Origin of the sequence: Paraburkholderia sp. SIMBA_053 (assembly GCF_046534895.1) — a bacterium.
Taxonomy (GTDB): domain Bacteria; phylum Pseudomonadota; class Gammaproteobacteria; order Burkholderiales; family Burkholderiaceae; genus Paraburkholderia; species Paraburkholderia caledonica.
Window position 1 is genome coordinate 155,797 of record NZ_JAWRXU010000007.1, and the last position, 23,679, is coordinate 179,475.

The window sequence follows — 23,679 nt, forward strand, 5'->3', positions numbered from 1 at the left end:
CGCGGGCGCCGCGCGTTCAATGCGGGCGGGAAGCGTTCGGGGCCCATCTCGTCATCGACGGTAAAATAGCGCCTTCCACGCTGCTCGCCTGCTCACTATGTATAAAGTCATCGCCACGGATCTCGACGGCACGCTGCTCAATGCCGACCATCAGGTCGACCCGTTCACGGTCGCCACCGTGCGCAAGCTGGAAAGCGACGGCGTGCAATTCGTGATCGCAACGGGCCGCCATTTCTGCGACGTCGCGGGTATTCGCGACATTCTCGGCATCAAGCCGTACCTGATCACGTCGAACGGCGCCCGTATCCATGCGCCCGACAACACTGTGATCCACGCCGACGACCTGCCGCCCGCCATCGTGCAACGTCTCGTGCAGCCCGGAATTGTCGGCGGGCACGGTCGCGTCATCGTCAACCTGTTCGCCGACCAGGCGTGGCTGATCGACCGCGACGCGCCGGAGCTGCTGAAGTTTCATCAGGATTCCGGCTTCACCTATGAAGTCGCCGAACTGCTCGCGCACGACGGCGTCGATATCGCCAAGGTTCTTTACATCGGCGATCCGGCGGATCTGGCCACGGTCGCGGACAATCTCGCACGCGAGTTCGGCGACGCGCTCTACGTGACATATTCGCTGCCGGACTGCCTGGAGGTAATGACGGCGAATGTCTCGAAGGGACGCGCGTTGCAAATCGTGCTCGAGCGCGTGGGCGTGGATGCTGCGCATTGCGTGGCTTTCGGCGACAACATGAACGATATCGACCTGCTCGAAACGGCCGGCCATCCGTTCATGATGAACAACGCGAATCCCGATCTGATCACACGGCTGCCGAACGTGCCGCGGATAGGCAACAATTTCGAAGCGGGCGTCGCGCATCACTTGCGCAAGCTGTTTTCACTCGACGACGAACTGACGGCCTGACGACCGGAGTCTTGAATGCGACCGGCCCGCATCGCACGACGGCAGATGCGGGCCGGTTGACTAGATGCCGGCGTCTCTCCGGCTCTCGTTGCCGACTTAACTACCAGTCGGAATCACTAGTCGTAACCATTAGTCGTAGTCATTAGTCGCGCCATCCGCCACGGCGGTCGCCGTGATCGCGCCGGTCGTCGTGGCCCCAACGGCGGTCGTCCCGATTCCAGCCGTGCTCGTAACGGCGGTCGCCGCGATAATAGTCGCCGCGATCGTAGCGATGGCCCCAGCCGCTATTGCCGTAGTACACGGGCTGCGGTGCTGCGTAGACCGGCGCTGGGCGGGTATAGACCGGCGCGCCGAGCGACAGCCCGATGTTCAGATCCGTGTGTGCTTGCGCTACACCGCATGCGCCTGCTGCGAGACCTGCGGCAACCAGCAATTGAGTGACGATGCGTTTCATGTTGTTCTCCATCCAAGAGCCTGCTGTGAAGCGACGAGTGTTTGTCGCACAGGTTCAATCTACGCATTGCGCCTCACGAGTACTGCGACCAGATGTTACGGACTGCAAGCATCGTCGCAGTGCTTGAAAGCATCCATTCGGGCCTGCTCCGCGTCGGATCGGCGCCACTTATTGATCGGAAAGCCTGTCGCAGCGGGGCGTTGGGGCAGGCAAGCGACGCGCGCATCGAATTGATGGCAACTAAGACAGGCGTTTGCCGGCATGGCGCGTAATCCCGGCTTACATCTGTATAACGGATTAATCTGGTCCTTTCGACGAATTCGCTGAGATGGCCGGACGTGAAACGCCCGCGAAGACCCACACTATAAATAGCACTGAAGCGGCTGCTAGACCTCTCCGGCACGCGGCCTTCATAAAAAAATGGGCGCCGTAGCGCCCGTTCGAACCCGCAGCCAACCGGTTCCGGTTAGTCCAGTGCCAGCTTCCGCGCGTTAGCGTCGCGGCTTTCCGCGACCAGCGGATACAGCACGCCGGCAATAACGGCGCCGATGATCGGCGCGATCCAGAAGAGCCACAACTGATCCACCGCAGCCCCGCCGACGAAAAGCGCCGGGCCGGTCGAGCGCGCTGGGTTGACCGAGGTATTCGTCACCGGAATCGAGACAAGGTGAATCAGCGTCAGACACAAGCCGATGGCAATAGGCGCAAAACCGGCCGGCGCGCGTTTGTCAGTCGCTCCGAGGATGACGAAGAGGAAGAAGCCCGTCATAACCGCCTCGCAGACGAATGCCGCGGCGAGCGAGTAGTGGCCCGGCGAGCGCTCGCCATAACCGTTGCTCGCGAAACCGCTCGCGACGAGTTCGAAGCCGGGCTTGCCCGAGGCGATCAATGCCAGCACCGCCGCGCCCAGCACGGCGCCGACCACCTGCGCGACGATGTACGGAAGCAGGTCGCGAGCCGGGAAGCGGCCGGCCACTGCCAAGCCGACGCTGACTGCCGGGTTTAGATGGCAGCCGGAAATGTGGCCGATTGCATACGCCATGGTCAGCACCGTCAGCCCGAAAGCGAGTGATACGCCGACGAAGCCGATGCCGAGGCCATGCACCGGACCGGCGAAGTTGGCGGCCAGGACAGCGCTGCCGCAGCCTCCCAGCACGAGCCAGAAGGTGCCGAACAACTCGGCAGCAAGGCGCTTTGACAACTGCATGATTGGTAATCCTAAAATAGTTGATGCTCTGAAAGCACGGAGTCTGGGCGCACGCTCCGGGCGGGCGCGTGCCTTTGAGCGCCCAATTCTAGGGAAAGACTCGCCAATCGGGTGTCAAGAATTGTCAATGCCGGGCGGCATTACCGATTATTCCGGGATAAAGCCGTTTTGCAATTCATCAACCTTAATAATTATCAGAAGATACCGTCCTAAATCAGTAATGTTATCCATTGCGAATTTTTATAATTACAGTTAGTCTGCGAAGCGAATGAGATCTAAAAGGGGAGAACCGGAATGTCTCAATATGCAGACCTCAAGGCGCAGATCGCCAAATTGCAGGCACAAGCAGAAGAAGCCCGCCGTACGGAAATCGACAATGTGATAGCCGACATCCGCCAAAAAATCGCCGAATACGGCCTGACTGCACAGGACCTCGGCTTTGCAGTAGCCGCCAAGCGCGGACGCCCGCCCAAGAAGGCGCCGCTGCCGGCTAAATATCAAGACCCGAAAACAGGTAATACCTGGAGCGGCCGGGGAAAACCGCCCAAGTGGATCGTCGGCAAGAACCGTGAACGCTTTTTGATTGGTGCAAGCTGAGTGTTCGCGAGTGAACGAAAGCGAATTGAAGGATCGGCGCGAGTCCGGGTTTAGTGGGCTGTTCTAATCGGACATGGAAGCGTATCCACATCGCCATTAAAAAAGCCGCCTTTGAGAGGCGGCTTTTCTGTAAATGAAGCGGGATAAGTCCGAGTTACCGTTTGCGCAAACGATTCACGTGGAAAAAATACCTGCATTCCGTGCGTCAATCGAAAAGCGCTTCAGGCATGTGAGGCTGGATGGCGACAGAGTACTGGCCCGTTTAAAGCACCAGTATCCTGGTTGCGCCGCCATCTTCAGGCTCACCACGCTTTAGCCCACCGCAACCTGGCGCAGCATCGGCCGACGCGAGGCCTCGATCAGCGCCGAGTACGCGTCGACGTAGTTGCGTGCCATCGTCTTCGAACTGAAACGGCGTTCGAACTGCGCGCGGATCTCGCTGCGCGACAACTCGTCGAGACGTTGAAGCGCTGCCACCGCGCCCTGCACGTCTTCTACGATATAGCCGGTCACGCCATGGTCAATCACTTCCGGCACCGAACCGCGGTTGAACGCGATCACCGGCGTGCCGCACGCCATCGACTCGATCATGACGAGCCCGAACGGCTCGGACCAGTCGATCGGGAACAGGAGCGCCTTGGCACCCGACAGGAACTCGGGCTTTTGTGCCTCGTTGATCTCGCCGACGAACTCCACATGCGCCTGCGACAACAGCGGCTCGATCTCGCGCTTGAAGTAATCCTGGTCGGCCTTGTCGACCTTGGCCGCGATCTTCAGCGGCAAACCGCTTTGCGCCGCGATCTTGATGGCTGTGTCGACACGCTTTTCCGGACAGATCCGGCCCAGGAACGCGAGATATTCCGGCTTCTTGTGCGCCTGCGGCGTGAGCAGCTGCTCGGGCAAGCCGTGATAGATCGTGCTCAACCAGTTTGCTTGCGGCAACGGCAGGCGCTGCGAATCGGAAATCGAAACGACCGGCGCGCCCGAGAACGCATCGAACACCGGCTGCAATTCAGGCAGATCGAGGCGGCCGTGCAGCGTGGTCACGAACGGCGTGTCCATCGTCGAAAACAGCGGGAACGGCATGTAGTCGAGGTGGAAATGCAGCACGTCGAACTCGTGTGCGACCCGGCGCACCTTTTCCATCATCAGGATATGGGGGGCCAGCGCGTCGCGAATCGTCGGATCGAGGCGCAGCGCACGAGGCCAGCACGCGTCGAGCTTCGCGGAAGTCGCCGAGTCGCCGCTCGCAAACAGCGTGACGTCGTGACCGTCGTCCACCAGTGCCTCGGTGAGGTAGGACACGACACGTTCGGTGCCACCGTACAATTTCGGCGGGACTGCTTCATACAGCGGCGCAATTTGTGCGATTCGCATGCGTTTCTCCTGTTGAGTACGGCTTCGCACAGCGGCGCTCGGGTAGAGCGAGGAGCGAATGCCTGACGGACGGTTGGGCGCGGTAGCCGCCGCCCGGGGGTGCTCCGAAACTGCATCGGGTTATCCCTTAGGGTCATTATCGGGATCGGCCGCGCCAATTCGAGTTATTTTTCAAACGCTTAACCTTGTTACAGCGCGAAACACGAGACGTTACACACGCTCAGGCACGCTTTCGGCGCTTCTAAACTGATTCTGGCGGGGGATGACGAACGTTCCTCGAACCGCCGCGCTCCGTTACAGCAAGCGGCGAGCCCGCGACCGCAAAGTCGGGAATATTACGGGGCGGTGAAAACGTCTTATAATCCGGCTCACCGTCGAACGGTGCGGCCCGACTGCCTAATCTGCTCACCGCTTGGCACATTTGCCGGGAAGTTAAGATTCACCGCGCATAAGGGCCCTGATCTCCGCGCCCGTTAATCTGCTTAACCCAACCCAAAAACACAGCGTTGTAGGAAAAACTCCTACATGAATGACGGATTAATCCGTCAAACAAGCTGGGTGTCTGTCCGATTTCGTTTCGCCCCCCCTTTCGAGACAATGCTCGCAAGACTACAAACGAGCCGACCGGCGCGGTTTGACTGCGCGCGTTCGAGCAAACGTTTCCGTAACGGCCTGACCAGCCAGATACACCCCGGGGGAATCATGAGCGCGACAAGCGAAATGCTCAATGAGATCAGAGAAGTCAACCTGTCTTATCTCCTGCTCGCGCAGCGCCTGCTCCGCGAAGACAAGCCGATGGGCATGTTCCGCATGGGGATTTCGGACCAGTTGGCCGACGTGCTCGCCAACCTTTCGTTGGCGCAGACCGTGAAGCTGGCGGCGTCCAATCAGGTGCTGTGCCGCTTCCGTTTCGACGACCACGCCGTGCTGTCCGCGCTCGCGGACAAGGGCAAATCCAGCGCCGTTGCGCAGGCGCACTCCGCGATCCTGATGGCAAGCCAGCCTGTCGAGCAACTCGGCTGATGGCGGTCCGCACAAGGCAAGCAATCGGGACGGGAACGTAAGCGGATGGCCTATAAAAGCGTGGTGCTCGAAGTCAGGGAAATTACCCTGGCCATCGAACTGATCGAACTCGGCGCGCGTCTGCAACTGCTCGAGGCGGAAACCAGCCTGTCGCGCGACCGGCTCATCAAGCTGTACAAGGAACTGAAAGGGGTCTCGCCGCCCAAGGGCATGCTGCCGTTTTCGACCGACTGGTTCATGACGTGGCAGCCGAACTTTCACTCCTCGCTGTTCTACAACATCTACCGTTTCATGGCCGACCATGGCGGCTGCGCGACGATCCAGTCGATCGTGAAGAGCTACCGGCTTTATCTCGAGCACGTGCAGTTGCACGAAGACGAACCCGTGCTCAGCCTCACGCGCGCATGGACGCTCGTGCGTTTCTTCGATTCGGGGATGCTGCAGATCACGCCCTGCTGCCGCTGCGGCGGGCATTTCGTCGCACACGCTCACGACCCGAAACACGGCTTTATCTGCGGGCTGTGCCAGCCGCCTTCGCGTGCCGGTAAGACAAAGAAAGTTGCGGACGCCCGCGCCCGCGAGAGCCTCGCTGCGCTCGCCGCCTGATCCTCAAGCGGGCCGCCGCCGTGCGGCCCTCGTCCATCTCCCCGCCCCACTGGGCGCTGCCGCCCGGCTGACTACCGCGCCGGGCCGCGCGTCCACGTCTCCGGCCAGCCGCGCCCGCCTCTGGTTTACACCGGCGAGGCTAGCCGCTTTTCCGTCAAAGTTTTCTGGTGCGTTGCCGTAAACCAGTTTAACGACGGTCACCGTCGCTTCTTTGTGAGGGCTCCGCAGTGCTGATTTTCGTGGGAACACTCGTGACGCTTTTGTCCGTCTTCGGCGGTTACGCGCTGGAAGGCGGCCATCTCGGCGCGCTGTTGCAGCCCGTTGAAGTGCTGATGATCGTCGGCGCCGGCGTAGGCGCGTTCATCCTCGGAAACGGGATGAAGACGATCAAGGCAACGCTGCGCGTCATTCCGACCCTGTTCAAGGGCGCGAAGTACAACAAGGACGTCTATATGGAGCTGATGGCGCTCCTTTACGTCCTGCTCGCCAAAGCGCGCAAGGAAGGCACGCTGACACTGGAAGCGGACATCGACGATCCGTCGAAGAGTCCGATCTTCACGCAGTACCCGAAGATTCTCGCTGACCATCACATCATCGAGTTTCTGACCGACTACCTGCGCCTGATGGTGGGCGGCAACATGAATGCGTTCGAAATCGAAAGCCTCATGGACGAGGAGATCGAGACGCATCACCAGGAAGGCGAAGCGCCCGCTCATGCGCTGAACAAGGTGGGCGACGCAATGCCGGCGTTCGGTATCGTGGCCGCGGTGATGGGCGTGGTGCACACCATGGCGTCCGCCGACAAACCGCCGGCAGTACTCGGCGAAATGATTGCGCAGGCGCTGGTTGGTACGTTCCTCGGCATTCTGCTTTCGTACGGGCTGATCGGGCCGCTTGCGAGCGTCGCCGAACAGCGCGTGACCGAGTCGACCAAGATGTTCCAGTGCATCAAGGTGACGATTCTCGCGAGCCTGAATGGCTACGCACCGGCGATCGCCGTCGAGTTCGGCCGCAAGGTGCTCTTCTCGACCGAGCGTCCGTCGTTCGCCGAGCTCGAAGAGCACGTGCGCCGCGTGAAGGCCAAGTAAGGGCGCCGGGAACGAACCGATGAGCAAGGACAAAGACCGCGCCATTGTCGTCAAGCGCGCTGCGCCGAAGAAGGCCGGCCACCATGGCGGCGCCTGGAAGCTCGCGTATGCGGACTTCATGACCGCGATGATGGCGTTCTTCCTGCTGATGTGGCTGCTGAGCTCGGCATCCACGGTGCAGTTGAAAGGCATCGCGGAATACTTCAACCAGCCGTTGAAGATCACGCTGTGGGGCGGCGACCGCAGCGCGGAAGATTCGAGCATTCTGAAGGGCGGCGGCCGCGATATCTCGACCGACGCGCAAGGCGTGACGCGCGCAACGGACGGTACGAACAATCGCGCCGAGCGCACGGTCTCGCACAGCAGCGAAGACTCGATGAAGCAGTTGCAAGGTGAGCTGGAGCGACGCGAGCAGGTCCGGCTGCACGATCTGCAAGTGAAGCTGATGGCCGCGATCGAAGCGAATCCCGTGCTGCGCCAGTTCAAGCAGCAGATACGAATCGATTCGACGCTGACCGGCTTGCGCATCGAAATTGTCGACTCGCAGAAGCGGCCGATGTTCGCGACCGCGAGAGATCAGGTCGAGCCGTACATGCGCGACATTCTGCGCGAGATCGGCCACACGCTGAACGATGTGCCGAACCGCATCATCGTGCAAGGACACACCGACGCCGCGCAGTACGCGGGCGGCGAGAAGGGCTACAGCAACTGGGAATTGTCCGCGGACCGCGCGAATGCGTCGCGCCGCGAGCTGATCGCCGGGGGCATGGACGAAGCAAAGGTAATGCGTGTACTCGGCCTCGCGTCGACGCAGAACCTGAATAAGGCGGACGCGATGGATCCGGAAAACCGCCGCATCAGCATCATCGTTCTGAACAGGAAGTCAGAGGAGGCGCTCGATCACGACGACTCCACTACGACGACCTTGTCGGACGATGCAGCCGGCTCGAAGCCGCTGCTGCAAAAACTGGCGCAGCCGGCGACGGCCGCGCCCAAGGTACCGGCGGTAGCGCCGGCGGCTCAGTAACAGAAGGCGGTCGTCCCGCTGCTCCATGCGCCTCACTGGCGCGGACAGCGAGGCGACACATAGCGTAAGTGCAGCGAGGTTTTCATGATCAGGCATATCCTGGCAATCGACGATTCGGCATCGATGCGGCAGATTCTTTCCGCGACGCTGACGGCGGCCGGCTATGAGGTGACGCTCGCCGCGGACGGCGCGGAAGGGCTCGAAAACGCGCTCGCCGTGCGGTTCGACCTGGTGTTGACCGATCAGCACATGCCGGGCAAGACCGGCCTCGATCTGATCTCCGAACTGCGCGGCAATCCGGCTTACACGGCGACGCCCATCCTCGTCCTGACGACGGAATCGGGCGAGTCGTTCAAAGCCGCGGCGCGTGAAGCAGGTGCGACCGGCTGGATCGAAAAGCCGCTCGACCCCGACATGCTCACCGAACTGGTGGCGGCGCTGGCCGAGCCAGATCAGGCATAAGCATCAACCTTAGACAAGTTATAGAAGCTCTCGACGCTGCGGCACGGTAGCCCAAGCCTAGACAGGAACTCTCGCGGTGACCCAGGCATGACACTCGACATCACTCAGTTCTATCAGACGTTCTTCGACGAAGCGGACGAACTGCTCGCGCAGATGGAGCAGTTGCTGCTCAATCTGGACATCGCGCACCCAGACCCCGAAGACCTCGCGGCAATTTTCCGCGCGGCACATTCGATCAAGGGCGGCGCGGCGACGTTCGGCTTTACAGCCTTGACGGAGACGACCCACATCCTCGAATCGCTGCTCGACCGTGCGCGCAACAACGAACTCGTGCTGCGCAAGGACATGATCGACACGTTCCTCGAAACCAAGGACGTGTTGTCGGGCCAGCTCGCCGACTACCGCGCGAGCGCAGAGCCCGACGCGGCGGTTGCGAAGGCGATCTGCGCGAAGCTCGAACAGTTGCACGCGGAAAGCCGCGGCGTGGCTGCGCCGGCTGCTGCGGCGCCGGTCGAAGTCGCGGTGACCGCGCCGATCGAGGAATTCGCAACAGTAGAAGAAGGCAGTCCGCCGGAACACGTCGTCGAACAGGCGGTGCAGGCGGCGGGCGAATGGAATGACGGCGAACCGGCACAGACCGGGCAAGCCGAAGGAACCGGCGACGCGGACGACGCCGCCGGTCCGCACCTGAAAATTACGCTACGGGGCGTTGATGAGAAGGACCAGGAACTCCTTGCCGAAGAGCTGGGTAACCTGGGCAACATCGTCGGGCAGGTCAAGAGCGGCGGCGATCTGACGCTGTGGCTTCAGACCGATGTTACGTCCGACGACATCATCGCCGTGTGCTGTTTCGTGATCGACGAAAGTCAGATCTCGATCGGCCGCGGAACCGCACCGGCGGACGGTGCTCAGCAAGGCGAACCTGGAACGCCCGACGCTGAGCCTTCGTCTCCGGCGCAAGCAGCACCGGCGGCTTCGGCCGCCACTAATACCGCAGCACCCGTGGAGCCTGCCGCGACGGTCGCGCAGCCTGCTCCGGCGCTCGCCGCCGAGCCCGCCAAGGCAGCTCCGGCTCCCGCAGCGGCTCAAGCGCCTGCGGCCAGCGCACCGGCGGCCGCGGCCGCGGCAGCCGGCGAGCAGGATCGCAAGGCCGCACGTCCGGCAGCGGCGGCAGGCGGCGCGGAAGGCAGCTCGATTCGCGTGGGCGTCGAGAAGGTCGATCAACTGATCAACCTGGTCGGCGAGCTGGTGATCACGCAGGCGATGCTTGCGGAAACCACCAGCACGTTCGATCCGGCGCTGCACGATCGCCTGTTCAACGGCATGGCGCAGCTCGAGCGCAACGCGCGCGATCTGCAGGAAGCCGTCATGTCGATCCGCATGATGCCGATGGACTACGTGTTCAGCCGCTTCCCGCGTCTCGTGCGCGATCTCGCGGCCAAACTCGGTAAGGAAGTGGAACTCGTCACCTTCGGTCAAGCCACCGAACTCGACAAGAGCCTGATCGAGCGGATCATCGACCCGTTGACCCACCTCGTGCGCAACAGTCTCGACCACGGCATCGAAACCGTGGAAGCGCGGCGCGCGGCGGGCAAGGCCTCGACCGGTCAGCTCGTGCTGTCGGCGGCGCATCACGGCGGCAACATCGTGATCGAAGTCAGCGACGACGGCGCCGGTCTGCGCCGCGACAAGATTCTCGCGAAGGCTGCGAAGCAGGGCATGCAGGTCAGCGAAACGATGACCGACGAGGAAGTGTGGAACCTGATCTTCCTGCCGGGCTTTTCGACGGCGGAGCAGGTCACGGACGTGTCGGGTCGCGGCGTCGGTATGGACGTGGTGAAGCGAAACATCCAGTCGATGGGCGGTCACGTGGAAATCACGTCGCACGCCGGCAAGGGCAGCACCACCCGCATTGTTCTGCCGCTCACGCTGGCGATTCTCGACGGCATGTCCGTCAAGGTCGGCAACGAGATCTTCATTCTGCCGCTGAACTTCGTGATGGAGTCGCTGCAGCCGCAAGCCGAGGACATTTACACGGTCGCCAACGGCGAGCGCGTGGTGCGCGTGCGCGGTGAATATCTGCCGCTCGTCGCGTTGCACGAAGTGTTCAACGTCGACGGCGCAAAGCAGGAGCCGACCCAAGGCATCGTCACCATCATGCAAACCGAAGGGCGTCGCTTTGCGATGCTGATCGACGAACTGGTGGGGCAGCAGCAAGTGGTCGTGAAGAACCTTGAAACGAACTACCGCAAGGTGCGCGGCATTTCCGCAGCGACCATTCTCGGCGACGGCCGCGTCGCGCTGATCGTGGACGTGGCGGCGCTGAACCGCGAGTCGCGCAACGCGCATGGCGCAATGAGTCTCGCATGATGTCCGTCAAATTTGTCGTAACACTCACTCAACTTAATTTATCCCAACCGTTTGGGGGCTAACGTGGCAGAAGTTCAATCCATCAATTCGAGCGTCGCGAACGCGACGAATGGTCGCCGCGATGCGCAGCAGGCCGACGCCGGCGGTCAGGAATTCCTCGTCTTTACGCTCGGCGCCGAAGAGTACGGCATCGACATTCTGAAGGTGCAGGAAATCCGCGGCTACGACAACGTGACGCGCATCGCGAATGCACCCGAGTTCATCAAGGGCGTCATCAATCTGCGCGGCATCATCGTGCCGATCGTCGACATGCGCATCAAGTTCCATCTGGGCCGCGTCGAGTACGACCACCAGACCGTCGTGATCATCCTGAACGTCGCGCATCGCGTGGTCGGCATGGTGGTGGACGGCGTGTCCGACGTGTTGACGCTTGCCATCGACCAGATCATGCCGGCGCCGGAATTCGGCGCGACGCTGACGACCGAGTACCTCACGGGTCTCGGCACCGTCGACGGCCGCATGCTGATCCTGATGGACATCGAGAAGCTGATGACGAGCCGCGAGATGGCGCTCATCGAAACGCTCGGCGTCTAACAGCCCGCGGCGTTCAGAAAAGTTAGTGACAGGGAGCATTGAGATGCTAAGCAGGTGGTCGATTCGCACATCGCTCACGCTAGTGGGGATCATTCTCGTCGCGCTGACCATGGTGGTCGGCGTACTTGGGTTGACGGCGCTCGGCAGCGCGAGCAAGTCGCTCGACCGCATCGCGCGCGGCGATCTGGTGGCGATTCATGCGCTCGACGACGCTTCGGCATACCTGCTGCGCTCGCGCGTTTCGCTGGACCGCTTTACCGCGCTGACAGCCGCTGGCGACACTGAAACGGCCAAGAAGGTTCTGGACCGTGCAGTGGAGCTGTACGGCTTCAGCAACAAGAACTGGCAGACCTACGTCGACGCGCCGAAGACCGGCGTCGACCAGGCACAGATGGACGAACTGCTCGCGCGCCGCACGGCGCTCGTGCGCGACGGCATGGAGCCGGAGTTCGCGGCGTTGCGGGCGAACGACATGGCCGCGTACCACGCGATCGCCGATACGAAGATCAGCCCGATGTTCGTCTCGTATGACAACGTGGCGTCGGTGGTGATCAAGAACCTGCAGCAACAGGCCGTGGACCAGCAGGCGGATGCGCAGTCGAACATCTCGCTGATGACGACGCTGATCATCGCGTTTGCCACACTCGCGCTGCTGCTCGTGATCGGTCTGCGTTTCGCGCTGCGTGGCCTCATCGTGCAGCCGCTTCAGGACGCAACCGAATGCTTCGAGCGGATCGCCGCGGGCGATCTGTCGGAAGCGATCGAGGTGAAAAGCCGCAACGAAATCGGCCGCCTCTTTGCCGGCATCAAGCGGATGCAGGAAAGCATGGCGTCGATGGTCACCGCGGTTCGCAGCAGCACCGAGTCGATCGACACCGGCGCGCGCGAAATCGCGATGGGCAACACCGATCTGTCGCAGCGTACCGAACAGCAAGCCGCCTCGTTGCAGGAAACCGCATCGAGCATGGAGCAACTCACGGGGACCGTGCGCCAGAACGCAGAGAACGCGCGCCAGGCAAGCCAGCTCGCTGTGAATGCGTCCGACATCGCGACGCGCGGCGGCGAGGTGGTGAGCCAGGTCGTCACGACGATGCAGGACATCGCGAGCAGTTCGAGCAAGGTTGTCGACATCATCGGCGTGATTGAAGGCATTGCATTCCAGACCAACATTCTGGCGCTGAACGCGGCGGTGGAAGCGGCGCGTGCCGGCGAACAGGGCCGCGGCTTTGCGGTCGTGGCCGGGGAAGTGCGCAGCCTTGCCCAACGCAGCGCGAGTGCCGCGAAGGAAATCAAGGAACTGATCGGCGACTCGACCGACAAGGTGCAAAGCGGTTCGGCACTCGTCGGACGTGCCGGCACGACGATGGACGAGATCGTGCAGGCCGTGCGCCGCGTGACCGACATCATGGGCGAAATCAGCGCGGCGTCCGAGGAGCAATCGGGCGGCATCGAACAGGTGAACCGCGCAGTCGTGCAGATGGACGAGGTGACGCAGCAGAACGCCGCGCTCGTCGAAGAAGCGGCGGCAGCGGCAGGCTCGCTCGAAGATCAGACGCGTCAGTTGCAAGCGGTGCTGAGCGGCTGGAAAGTCGCCAGCAGCCCCGCTCGCAGTTTCGCCGCGCAGGCCGAGCCGCAGGTGAAGGCGCGGGCGGCGGTGAGCAAGAGCAAGACAGTGACGAAAAGCGCAGCGCGACCGGCGCAGCCCGCAGCAGCAACGGCAAATGCAGTAACGGCAGGCGGCACCGCTTCCGCTTCAGGCAATCACGAAGCAGGCGCGGCGCGCGTCGAACCGGCGCTCAAGCCGAAGACGCCGCCCGCGGCATCCGCACCCGCACCACGGCCGGCTGCCGCCAGCGTAGCGTCGGCGGGCTCGGACGCGGACTGGGAAACGTTTTAAGAAATGACGAAGAAACATGCAGTCATTCGGTATCTCGCTCCATGTGGCGCGAATCATCGGAGCACGCTCTTACAGCGTGTCGCGGGCCGACTGCATGGTGGTGATTCTTGCGGGCGGGCGCGACCCCGCAAAAACAGTCCCTTGCTCGCCGGCAGCTCCGTCGCGCAAGCGTGATGGCTCGTATCGCAGGCAGGAACTTTCATGATGGCAACGCGCGCACAGCAACGCACCGACCGGGCAGAACCGGTCAGATCCGGCGAACAGGGACGTGATTTCGATTTCACTTCGGCGGACTTCACACGCATTCGCGAACTGATTCACCGCAGCGCCGGCATCTCGCTCTCCGATCACAAGCGCGATATGGCGTATAGCCGTCTCGCCCGGAGGCTGCGCGCCCGTGGCCTCGACTCGTTCAAGCAATACCTCGATCTGCTCGAAGCGGAAAACGATCCCGCCGAGTGGGAAGCATTCACGAATGCGCTCACGACGAACCTGACCGCGTTTTTCCGCGAGGCGCATCACTTTCCGATCCTGGCCGATTTCGTGCCGCGCCGCGCGCAGCCCGTTTCGGTGTGGTGCTCGGCGGCCTCGACCGGTGAGGAACCGTATTCGATCGCGATGACGCTAATCGAAGCGCTGGGCGAGACCGGCGCGCGTCAGGCCACGGTGCTCGCGACCGACATCGACACGCAAGTGCTCGCGAAAGCCGAAGCCGGTATGTACCAGTTCGACCAGGTGAAGCACCTTTCGCCCGAGCGGCTCAAGCGCTTTTTCCTGAAGGGCACGGGCGCGCATGCGGGCATGGTCAAGGTGCGTCCGCAGGTGCGCGCGATGGTGCGCTTCGAGCAATTGAACCTCACCGATCGGGACTATCAGTTGCGCACGCAGTTCGACGCGATCTTCTGCCGCAACGTGATGATCTATTTCGACAAGCCGACACAAGCTCAGGTGCTGAGCCGCTTCGAGCCGCTGATGAAGTCGGGCGGCCTGCTGTTCGCCGGCCACTCGGAAAACTTCACCTACGTCACGCAGGCTTTCAAGCTGCGCGGCCAGACCGTCTATGAACTGACGCGCGATGCTGCAGGCGCGCGCGTACCGGCACGCACGCCGGCGACGAGCGGGGTGACGGTATGAGCAGCGCCTTGCCTATCGCGACCAATCTCTATTACGACAACCACTTCCAACGCCCAGGCGTGAAGCTGTTGCCGAACGAGTTCTACACCACGCATGACGACATGGTGCTCGTCACCGTACTCGGGTCGTGCGTAGCGGCCTGCATTCAGGACCGCACGGCCGGCATCGGCGGCATGAATCACTTCATGTTGCCCGACGACGGCGCGGAAGTCGGCCAGGCCGCGTCTGATTCGATGCGCTATGGCGCCTACGCGATGGAAGTGCTGATCAACGAACTCATCAAGGCGGGCGGCCGGCGCGACCGTTTCGAAGCGAAGGTGTTCGGCGGCGGCGCGGTGCTCGCGGGCATGACGACGATCAACATCGGCGATCGCAATTCGGAATTCGTGCGCCGTTATCTCGCGCTCGAAAAGATCCGCATCGTCGCAGAGGATTTGCAAGGCTCGCATCCGCGCAAGGTGGCATTCATGCCGCGCACCGGCCAGGTCATGGTGAAGAAGCTGCGTCTGCAGCAGGACCCGGGTGTGGCCGAGCGCGAACAGGCGCTCGTGCGACAAACCGCCGAAGCGCGCGCTGAGCGGCTTGCCGCCGCGAGAAAGCGGGTCGAACTGTTTTCAGCGCCAGCCGCCACGAAGCCGAAGATCGAACTGTTCGGCTCAAGCGGTGGCTCGGGCAACGGCTCAGGCGGCACAACAGCGAATGGCGCGGGCGCGCCAAGATCGCGCATCGAACTGTTCGGCTCGACCCCGCGCCCGACTAATTCAACAAACGCCAGAACCGCAGAGGAGGCGTGAGCGCTGTGCAAAAGATCAAAGTATTGTGCGTCGACGATTCGGCGCTGATCCGCAGCTTGATGACGGAAATCATCAATAGCCAGCCGGACATGACCGTCGTTGCAACCGCTCCCGACCCGCTGGTCGCGCGCGAGCTCATCAAGCAGCACAACCCCGATGTGTTGACGCTCGACGTCGAAATGCCGCGCATGGACGGTCTCGACTTCCTCGAGAAGCTGATGCGTTTGCGTCCGATGCCGGTCGTGATGGTGTCCTCGCTGACCGAGCGCGGCAATGAAATCACGCTGCGCGCGCTGGAACTCGGCGCGGTCGATTTCGTGACGAAGCCGAAGGTCGGCATTCGCGACGGCATGCTCGACTATTCGGAAAAGCTCGCCGACAAGATTCGCGCCGCGGCGCGCGCTCGTGTGCGCCAGGCCGCGCCGGTGCATCATGCGCCGGCTGCCGCCGGACATGCGCCTGTCGGCGCCGCGCCGCTTTTCAACAATCCGCTGCTGAGTACCGAGAAGCTGATCATCGTCGGCGCGTCGACGGGCGGCACGGAAGCCATCCGCGAAGTGCTCGTGCCGCTGCCGCCGGATGCACCCGCGGTGCTGATTGCACAGCATATGCCGCCGGGTTTCACAAAATCTTTTGCGCAACGCCTCAATGGTTTGTGCCGGATTACCGTTAAAGAGGCAGAGCATGGCGAACGTGTGCTGCCGGGACATGCGTATATCGCCCCAGGCCACGCTCACCTGCTGCTTGCCCGTAGCGGTGCGAACTACATCGCGCATCTGTCGGATGATCCGCCGGTGAACCGGCATCGTCCTTCGGTGGACGTGCTCTTCCGTTCCGCCGCGCAGCACGCGGGCAAGAATGCGGTCGGAGTGATCCTGACAGGAATGGGGCGCGATGGCGCCGCAGGTCTGCTGGATATGAAAAAGGCAGGGGCTTACACCCTTGCGCAGGACGAGGCGAGTTGCATTGTGTTCGGCATGCCGCGTGAAGCGATTGCGCTGGGCGCGGCGGACGAAATCGCGTCGCTGCCGGATATGTGCCGGCGCGTAATGGCGCGGCTTGCGTCGATGGGCGATCGCGTTCAGCGGGTATGATGCGCCGTTCGAATTGAGGCGGTCACACGCCGCACCGTGAATCAAGTAAAGGGAATCAAATGGATAAGGCAATGAAGTTTCTGGTTGTTGACGATTTTCCGACGATGCGCCGGATCGTTCGCAACCTCCTGAAAGAGCTGGGCTACGGCAACGTGGACGAAGCCGAAGACGGCCAGGCCGGTCTCGCCCGTTTGCGCGGCGGCACCTACGACTTCGTGATTTCCGACTGGAACATGCCGAACCTCGACGGTCTCGCCATGCTCAAGGAGATCCGCGCCGATGCAAACCTCAAGCACCTGCCGGTGCTGATGGTAACGGCCGAGTCGAAGAAGGAAAACATTATCGCGGCGGCTCAGGCCGGCGCGAGCGGTTATGTCGTAAAGCCGTTCACGGCCGCGACGCTGGACGAGAAGCTCAACAAGATTCTCGAAAAGATGGCCAAGACCGGGAGCTGATGTGAACCTGCCGACCAATGCACAAGGCGCTGAAGCGGTCAACGAGAGCGGCGACTTCGCGTCAGACCGCATTCTTGCCCGCATTGGACAACTGACACGTACGCTGCGTGATTCGATGCGCGAGCTGGGCCTCGACAAGCATGTCGAGCGCGCGGCCGAAGCGGTACCCGATGCACGCGACCGTCTGAAGTACATCGCGAACATGACCGAGCAGGCCGCCGAGCGCGTGCTGGGCTCGATCGATGTCGCGAAGCCGATCCAGGAGCAGTTGCAGAAAGACGCCGGCGAACTCGACGCGCGTTGGGAGCAATGGTACGCGGCGCCGATCGAACGCGCGGAAGTGCGCGCGCTGATGAACGATACGCGCGAATTTCTGCGCGGCGTGCCCGCCGCAACCACGGCGACCAATTCGCAGCTCATGGAGATCATGCTGGCGCAGGATTTCCAGGATCTGACCGGTCAGGTAATCAAGAAGATCACTGACGTCGTGTACCTGATCGAGCAGCAGTTGCTCGGCGTGCTCGTCGAAAACATCGCGCTCGAGCGGCGCGAGCAGTTCGCGGCGCATGCTGCGGCGCTGGTCGCCGAAGTATCTCCGACCGGCAGCCCCGAGCATCTGCTGAACGGTCCGCAGATCAATCCGGAAGGCAAGACCGACGTCGTGCAGGACCAGTCGCAGGTCGACGATCTGCTCGCCAGCCTCGGTTTCTGAGCGGCCCGCGCCCTTGCGGCGCGAGGCCAGCCAGTATGGATAGCAAGGCGCGCTCCCGCGCGCGAGTGCTGTCTATCGACACAAACCGCAGGCATACTACGAGGTCAAGCAGCGGCGCGGCCGAAGGTGAACGCTATCACCAGCGGCCTGCACGACGAGGTATTCCTCGGCAATGCGGCCCCGTCCGTGCCCTATGATTTGCCTATTTGCAGCCGGTTGGCATGAGCTTGCGCCGGCTAGCAGCCAGGGAGGAGTCTCGTTATGTGGAGTCGTGTACGTCGCGCCGGTGTGGTTACGGCGCTTGTTTTGCCCTGTTCGTTGACGGCCGTGCAGTCCGCTCACGCGGCGCTCGGCGGCGCCCCAATGTCGCCTCCGGCAGATGCGTCGGTTTCGTCCCGCAAGTTCCAGCCTGCCGACACGTCGGCGAACGCCGTGATGCGCTCGGCATCCGGTGCGGCTTCTTCCGCTTCGGCTTCCGCGTCCTATACCGTTCGTGAAACCACGCTCGGCAACGGCACGGTGGTGCGCGAATATCTGTCCGCTGACGGCACCGTGTTCGGCATCGCGTGGAGCGGTCCGCAAATGCCCGATCTGAATGAAATGCTCGGTAGTTACTTTCCGCAGTACGTCGCGGGTGTGAAGGCGGCGCGCGCGGCGCGCGGCGGCGCTCGCGGGCCGGTTGCGGTGGATCAGAGCACGCTCGTCGTGCAGTCCGGCGGTCACATGGGCGCTTTTAGCGGCCGTGCATGGCTGCCGCCCGCGCTGCCGGCCGGCGTCAGCAGCTCAGACATCCAGTAACGGCGAGGACGAACGATGCGAACCATGCATATTGCGATGAAACTCAAGAACTGGATGCAGGTTGTGGCGACCGTCGCGCTGGTATCGGCGCTCGCCGCGTGCGGTGGCGGCGGCGACAGCGGCGGCAGTTCCAGCTCCAGTGGCGGCTCGTCAGGCAGTCAGATCAGCGGCTCCTTGCCAGCCAGCCCAACCCAGCAGCCGATCGCCGCGACAGCCGCGAACACCGTGCCGATCACGGTCGCCCACGGCGCCACGGGTGTGATCAACATACCCACGATCAGCGTGACGCTGTGCGCGCCCGGCACCACGACCTGCCAGACCATCAACAACATTCAGGTCGACACGGGCTCGTTCGGCCTGCGCATCGTCGGCGGGGCGTTGAATGCGGCGATGCAAAGAGCATTGCCGGTCACCGCGACCTCGGGCGGCGCTCAGCTTGCCGAATGCGCGACGTTCGCCGACGGCTACACGTGGGGCACCGTGCGTACCGCTGCCGTCACCATCGGCGGCGAAACCACGACATCTGCGGTTCCGATCCAGGTGATCGGCGACAAAGACGCGAGCACCGTGCCGTCAGCCGGTTGCGGCAGCGGCTCGGCGGAAAACACGGCGAGCGACCTGGGCGCGAACGGCATCATCGGCATCGGCACCGCGCTTTATGATTGCGGCGCCACGTGCGCGAATGCCTCTACTGCGGCGACTTACAGCAATTACTTCGCGTGTCCGAACGGCACGTCTTGCGCTCGCACCGCGGTCGCGCTGGCGAATCAGGTGGCCAATCCGGTCGCCAAATTCCCGGTCGACAACAACGGTGTGATCGTGCAGATGCCGCCCATCTCGAACAGCGGGGCGCCGTCGGCCACCGGCACGCTGGTGTTCGGCATCGGCACGCAGTCGAACAATGCGCTCGGATCGGCACAGACTTTCACGACGGATAACTTCGGCGATCTGACCAACAGCGTGTTCAACGGCAACACGGTGACGGCGTTCCTGGATTCGGGCTCGAACGGCTATTTCTTCAGCGATAGCTCGCTCACGTTGTGCGGCAGCAATTTCTCGGGCTTCTATTGCCCGTCCACCGCGCAAACCCGCTCTATCACGCTGGCCGGCCTGAACAACGTGAAGGCGACGGCCAATATCGGCATCGTCAGTGCATCGACGCTGTTCGGCAACGGCACCAACTACGCGTTCAACGATCTGGCGGGTCAGGTCGGCGGTCTCGCCGCATTCGACCTCGGCTTGCCGTTCTTCTACGGACGCCACGTGTATCACGGCTTCGATCTGCGGCCGATCGGCGGCACCCAGGCGCCTTTCGTGGCTTACGCAAGCTAACCTGCCGCCACGCAAAGCCTGACCGCTGTCCACAACGCCTGCGCGACCCCGCGCGGGCGTTTCTTTTTTCGGCTTCGCGCGGGTCCACGCCGCGCTTGCCCATCCCCCGAAAAGCCCCCGTTTCCCCTTCCTTATCCGCCGATCGGTGCTTGCGCCGAGCGGGAATAATCGCTCTCACTGGAAAGAGGCGTTGTGCCTCGGCCGACTGGAGAGCTTTGTGGCAGAGGAAAGCGACCTCGAAAAAACCGAATCAGCCACTCCCCGGCGCTTGCAGAAAGCGCGCGAGGAAGGGCAGATCGTGCGTTCGCGGGAGCTGTCGACGTTCGCGCTGCTCGCGGCGGGCTTTTTCGGCGTGTGGGGCATGTCCGGCAGCATCGGCGAACATTTGCAGGGCATGCTGCGCGCTGCCTTCACTTTCGATCACGCGTCCGCTTTCGAGACCCGTCGCATGTTGATCGGCGCAGGTTCCGCCAGCCGCGAAGGGCTCGCCGCATTGCTGCCGATTCTCGCGGTCACGGGTGCCGCGGCCTTGCTCGCGCCAATGGCGCTGGGCGGCTGGCAACTGTCGGCGAAAGGGCTCGAGCCCAAGTTCGACCGTCTCAATCCGATTGCAGGCCTCGGCAAGATCTTTTCGATCAACGGCCCTATCCAGCTTGTCATGTCGCTCGCGAAGACGCTGGTGGTGGGCGTGATCGGCGGCACCGCGATCTGGAATCGACGCGAGGAAATTCTCGCGTTGGCCACGCAGCCGCTGCACCTTGCGCTTGCGAACACCGTGCATCTGATTGCCGTGTGCTGCGGCATGACGGTGGCCGGCATGTTCGTCGTGGCCGCGATGGATGTGCCGTATCAACTATGGCAGTTCCACAAGAAGCTGCGCATGAGCAAGGAAGAAGTGAAGCGCGAGCACCGCGAAAGCGAAGGCGATCCGCACGTAAAAGGCCGGATTCGCCAGCAGCAGCGCGCGATTGCCCGCCGCCGCATGATGACGCAGGTGCCGAAGGCCGACGTCGTGGTCACGAACCCGACGCACTTCGCGGTCGCGTTGCAATACACGGACGGCGAGATGCGCGCACCGAAGGTGGTAGCCAAGGGCGTGAACCTGGTGGCCGCGCGGATTCGCGAGCTGGCCGCCGAAAACAATGTGCCGCTGCTCGAAGCGCCGCCGCTTGCCCGCGCGCTGTATCACAACGTCGAACTGAATCGCGAGATTCCCGGCCAGCTTTATGGCGCGGTCGCCGAAGTGCTCGCGTGGGTGTACCAGTTGCGGCGCTTCAAAACCGACGGCGGCGACGTGCCGGTCGCACCGACCGAGCTCGACGTGCCCGCTGAACTCGACAAGGGCGGTGTATCGGATGAAGAAGCCGATCAGGAAGCCGCCGACACGCTTAACCCCGCTAACGATAACGGAGCCTCCGCATGAACGCTCGCGCCGGTTTCCTCGCTCGACGGCCCGATGCCTTGAGCGGCACCAATTTACGCGCCCTAGCCGGCCCGGTGCTGATCTGCATGATCCTCGGCATGATGATTCTGCCGTTGCCGCCGTTCCTGCTGGATCTGCTGTTCACCTTCAATATCGCGCTTTCCGTGATGGTGCTGCTCGTCAGCATGTACACGATGAAGCCGCTCGACTTTGCCGCTTTCCCGAGCGTGCTGCTGTTCTCGACCTTGCTGCGGCTGTCGCTGAACGTTGCGTCGACGCGAGTCGTGCTGCTCGAAGGCCATACGGGTCCTGACGCGGCCGGCCAGGTGATCGAGTCGTTCGGCCACTTCCTCGTGGGCGGCAACTTCGCGGTCGGTATCGTCGTCTTCATCATTTTGATGGTCATCAACTTCATGGTGATCACGAAGGGCGCGGGGCGTATCGCGGAAGTGTCCGCGCGCTTTACGCTCGACGCGATGCCCGGCAAGCAGATGGCGATCGACGCCGATCTGAACGCCGGTCTCATCAACGAAGAACAGGCACGTAAGCGTCGCTCGGAAGTCTCGCAGGAAGCCGAGTTCTACGGTTCCATGGACGGCGCGAGCAAGTTCGTGCGCGGCGATGCGATTGCCGGCCTGCTGATCATGGTGATCAACATCTTCGGCGGGTTGATCGTGGGGATGGTTCAGCACGGCATGGACTTCGCGTCGGCGGGCAAGAACTACACGCTGCTGACGATCGGTGACGGCCTGGTCGCGCAGATTCCGTCGCTCGTGATTTCGACCGCTGCCGGTGTGATCGTGTCGCGTGTCGCGACGAACGAAGACATCGGCACACAGCTCACCGGGCAGCTTTTTACGAACCCGCGCGTGCTGGCGATCACGGGTTGCATTCTCGTGCTGATGGGCCTGATTCCGGGCATGCCGCATTTTGCGTTTCTGATTCTCGGCGGCGGTTTGATCCAACTCGGCCGGACGATGAAAAAGCGTGCCGAAGAACGCAAGAACACGACCGCGCTCGTGGATGTCGCACCGGCAGCCGTAACACCGATCGAAAACGCGGAAGCAAGCTGGGACGACGTGACGATGATCGACACGCTCGGCCTCGAAGTGGGCTACCGGCTAATTCCGCTCGTCGACAAGAATTCCGACGGCGAGTTGCTCAAGCGGATCAAAAGCATCCGCAAGAAGTTTGCGCAGGAAATTGGCTTCTTGCCGCCTGTCATTCACATCCGCGACAACCTGGAATTGCGTCCGAACGGTTATCGGATCGCGCTCAAGGGCGTGGAAGTGGGCGTCGGCGAGGCGTATCCGGGTCAATGGCTCGCGATCAACCCCGGCCAGGTTTCCGCTGCGCTGCCGGGCACGCCGACCCAGGACCCGGCATTCGGTCTGCCGGCCATCTGGATCGACACCAATCTGCGCGAACAGGCGCAGGTGTACGGCTACACGGTGGTCGACTCGAGCACGGTCGTTGCGACGCACCTGAATCACCTGGTGGTCACGCATGCGTCGGAACTGCTCGGTCGCCGCGAAGTGCAGGCGCTGCTCGAGCGGATGCAGAAAGACACGCCGTCGCTCGTCGACGATCTGGTGCCGAAGTCGCTGCCGCTCACCACGCTGCAAAAGGTGCTGCAAAACCTGCTGGAAGAAGGCGTGCCGATCCGCGACATGCGCACGATTCTCGAAGCGCTGTCGGAACACACGCCGAAGATCACCGATGCACACGATCTCACCGCCGCCGTGCGCCTTGCGCTTGGCCGCGCGATCACGCAGCAGTGGTTCCCCGGCACCGGCGACATGCAGGTGATGGGCCTCGACTCGAATCTCGAACGCGTGCTGTCGCAAGCGCTTTCGACCGGCTCCAACCCGGGTCTCGAGCCTGGCCTCGCGCATACGCTGATGAACGAAACGCAGAAGGCGATGAATCGCCAGCAGAACCTTGGGCTCGCGCCGGTGTTGCTCGTGCAACATGCATTGCGGCCGATGCTCGCGCGCTTCCTGCGCCGCAGCCTGCCGCAACTGAAGGTGCTGTCGTATGCGGAAGTACCCGACACGCGCAACATCAAGGTCGTGAATCTGATCGGCGCACACGGTTAAAGCGCGTTCGACGAGCGTGACTGCGATCGGCGAGTTGCGTTTGCTTCCCGGCTCGACAACGACCTGCATATTGACCGGCGCCCCAGGGCGCCGGTTTTCATTTCCGCGCCTGACTTTTCGTACCGCCGACGTATTGGCTCGTCCATGCTTCGCCTGCGGGACCCGGAAGCAATCGTCCGGCGCGCGAGTCATTCGATAGATGCAGGAGTTGCGAATC

At 62.6% G+C, this 23,679-nt stretch carries 22 protein-coding genes; 19 read left to right on the top strand and 3 right to left on the bottom strand.

Going from position 1 to position 23,679, the window contains the following annotated elements:
- Positions 1-97 precede the first annotated feature (97 nt).
- Positions 98-919, top strand: a complete 822-nt coding sequence (locus tag SB753_RS21760) for a Cof-type HAD-IIB family hydrolase (protein ID WP_410801766.1) — start codon at positions 98-100, stop codon at positions 917-919.
- Between the two features lie 142 nt (positions 920-1,061).
- Here the strand turns inward: SB753_RS21760 and SB753_RS21765 are convergent, their stop codons facing one another.
- Both SB753_RS21765 and aqpZ read right to left on the bottom strand, forming a co-directional pair.
- Positions 1,062-1,373 (bottom strand): PXPV repeat protein, encoded by a 312-nt coding sequence (locus SB753_RS21765; RefSeq protein ID WP_020070718.1) that lies wholly within the window; start codon positions 1,371-1,373, stop codon positions 1,062-1,064.
- A gap of 466 nt (positions 1,374-1,839) precedes the next feature.
- Positions 1,840-2,580: an aquaporin Z gene (aqpZ, locus tag SB753_RS21770; protein WP_410801768.1), complete on the bottom strand. Its 741-nt coding sequence runs from the start codon at positions 2,578-2,580 to the stop codon at positions 1,840-1,842.
- Positions 2,581-2,874: 294 nt separating this feature from the next.
- Here aqpZ and SB753_RS21775 point away from each other — a divergent pair, with 294 nt between their 5' ends.
- On the top strand, positions 2,875-3,177 hold the full coding sequence (locus SB753_RS21775; protein ID WP_006050891.1) for an H-NS family nucleoid-associated regulatory protein: 303 nt from the start codon (positions 2,875-2,877) through the stop codon (positions 3,175-3,177).
- A gap of 312 nt (positions 3,178-3,489) precedes the next feature.
- On the opposite strand, the gene SB753_RS21780 is transcribed toward SB753_RS21775, so the two are convergent.
- Positions 3,490-4,554 carry a glycosyltransferase family 4 protein gene (locus SB753_RS21780; RefSeq protein WP_020070722.1) on the bottom strand — a complete coding sequence of 355 codons (1,065 nt, stop codon included), beginning with the start codon at positions 4,552-4,554 and terminating at the stop codon, positions 3,490-3,492.
- Between the two features lie 702 nt (positions 4,555-5,256).
- Here SB753_RS21780 and flhD point away from each other — a divergent pair.
- The 17 genes from flhD to flhA all read left to right on the top strand — a co-directional run bounded on the left by flhD (position 5,257) and on the right by flhA (position 23,462).
- Entirely contained in the window at positions 5,257-5,577 is a 321-nt protein-coding gene (gene flhD, locus SB753_RS21785) for a flagellar transcriptional regulator FlhD (RefSeq protein ID WP_006050893.1), read from the top strand.
- Between the two features lie 45 nt (positions 5,578-5,622).
- Positions 5,623-6,183, top strand: a complete 561-nt coding sequence (gene flhC / locus SB753_RS21790) for a flagellar transcriptional regulator FlhC (RefSeq protein ID WP_020070723.1) — start codon at positions 5,623-5,625, stop codon at positions 6,181-6,183.
- A gap of 227 nt (positions 6,184-6,410) precedes the next feature.
- Complete coding sequence (gene motA / locus SB753_RS21795) at positions 6,411-7,271, top strand: flagellar motor stator protein MotA (protein WP_006050895.1); 861 nt, start codon at positions 6,411-6,413, stop codon at positions 7,269-7,271.
- Positions 7,272-7,290: 19 nt separating this feature from the next.
- Positions 7,291-8,298, top strand: a complete 1,008-nt coding sequence (gene motB, locus SB753_RS21800) for a flagellar motor protein MotB (RefSeq protein WP_020070724.1) — start codon at positions 7,291-7,293, stop codon at positions 8,296-8,298.
- Positions 8,299-8,382: 84 nt separating this feature from the next.
- Entirely contained in the window at positions 8,383-8,760 is a 378-nt protein-coding gene (locus SB753_RS21805; protein WP_020070725.1) for a response regulator, read from the top strand.
- Positions 8,761-8,847: 87 nt separating this feature from the next.
- Positions 8,848-11,130 (top strand): chemotaxis protein CheA, encoded by a 2,283-nt coding sequence (gene cheA / locus SB753_RS21810; protein WP_410801772.1) that lies wholly within the window; start codon positions 8,848-8,850, stop codon positions 11,128-11,130.
- A 63-nt stretch (positions 11,131-11,193) separates the two neighbouring features.
- Positions 11,194-11,724, top strand: coding sequence for a chemotaxis protein CheW (locus SB753_RS21815; RefSeq protein WP_020070727.1), 531 nt, complete (start codon positions 11,194-11,196; stop codon positions 11,722-11,724).
- Between the two features lie 43 nt (positions 11,725-11,767).
- On the top strand, positions 11,768-13,621 hold the full coding sequence (locus SB753_RS21820) for a methyl-accepting chemotaxis protein (protein ID WP_410801774.1): 1,854 nt from the start codon (positions 11,768-11,770) through the stop codon (positions 13,619-13,621).
- Positions 13,622-13,822: 201 nt separating this feature from the next.
- On the top strand, positions 13,823-14,755 hold the full coding sequence (locus SB753_RS21825) for a CheR family methyltransferase (RefSeq protein ID WP_410801776.1): 933 nt from the start codon (positions 13,823-13,825) through the stop codon (positions 14,753-14,755).
- The gene (gene cheD / locus SB753_RS21830; RefSeq protein WP_088176163.1) at positions 14,752-15,549 is read left to right on the top strand and encodes a chemoreceptor glutamine deamidase CheD; all 798 of its coding nucleotides are present in this window, start codon (positions 14,752-14,754) and stop codon (positions 15,547-15,549) included. Before SB753_RS21825 ends, cheD begins: the two co-directional genes overlap by 4 nt.
- Positions 15,550-15,554: 5 nt before the next feature.
- Positions 15,555-16,643 carry a chemotaxis response regulator protein-glutamate methylesterase gene (locus SB753_RS21835; RefSeq protein ID WP_027776958.1) on the top strand — a complete coding sequence of 363 codons (1,089 nt, stop codon included), beginning with the start codon at positions 15,555-15,557 and terminating at the stop codon, positions 16,641-16,643.
- A gap of 59 nt (positions 16,644-16,702) precedes the next feature.
- Positions 16,703-17,098 (top strand): chemotaxis response regulator CheY, encoded by a 396-nt coding sequence (cheY, locus tag SB753_RS21840; RefSeq protein WP_006050905.1) that lies wholly within the window; start codon positions 16,703-16,705, stop codon positions 17,096-17,098.
- A 1-nt stretch (position 17,099) separates the two neighbouring features.
- Positions 17,100-17,810: a protein phosphatase CheZ gene (gene cheZ, locus SB753_RS21845; protein ID WP_020070733.1), complete on the top strand. Its 711-nt coding sequence runs from the start codon at positions 17,100-17,102 to the stop codon at positions 17,808-17,810.
- A 261-nt stretch (positions 17,811-18,071) separates the two neighbouring features.
- The gene (locus SB753_RS21850; RefSeq protein WP_204522551.1) at positions 18,072-18,608 is read left to right on the top strand and encodes a DUF2844 domain-containing protein; all 537 of its coding nucleotides are present in this window, start codon (positions 18,072-18,074) and stop codon (positions 18,606-18,608) included.
- Between the two features lie 15 nt (positions 18,609-18,623).
- Positions 18,624-19,940, top strand: coding sequence for a DUF3443 domain-containing protein (locus SB753_RS21855; protein WP_410801779.1), 1,317 nt, complete (start codon positions 18,624-18,626; stop codon positions 19,938-19,940).
- A 217-nt stretch (positions 19,941-20,157) separates the two neighbouring features.
- Positions 20,158-21,363: a flagellar biosynthesis protein FlhB gene (gene flhB / locus SB753_RS21860; protein WP_392392861.1), complete on the top strand. Its 1,206-nt coding sequence runs from the start codon at positions 20,158-20,160 to the stop codon at positions 21,361-21,363.
- On the top strand, positions 21,360-23,462 hold the full coding sequence (gene flhA / locus SB753_RS21865) for a flagellar biosynthesis protein FlhA (protein ID WP_020070737.1): 2,103 nt from the start codon (positions 21,360-21,362) through the stop codon (positions 23,460-23,462). Before flhB ends, flhA begins: the two co-directional genes overlap by 4 nt.
- Positions 23,463-23,679 lie beyond the last annotated feature (217 nt).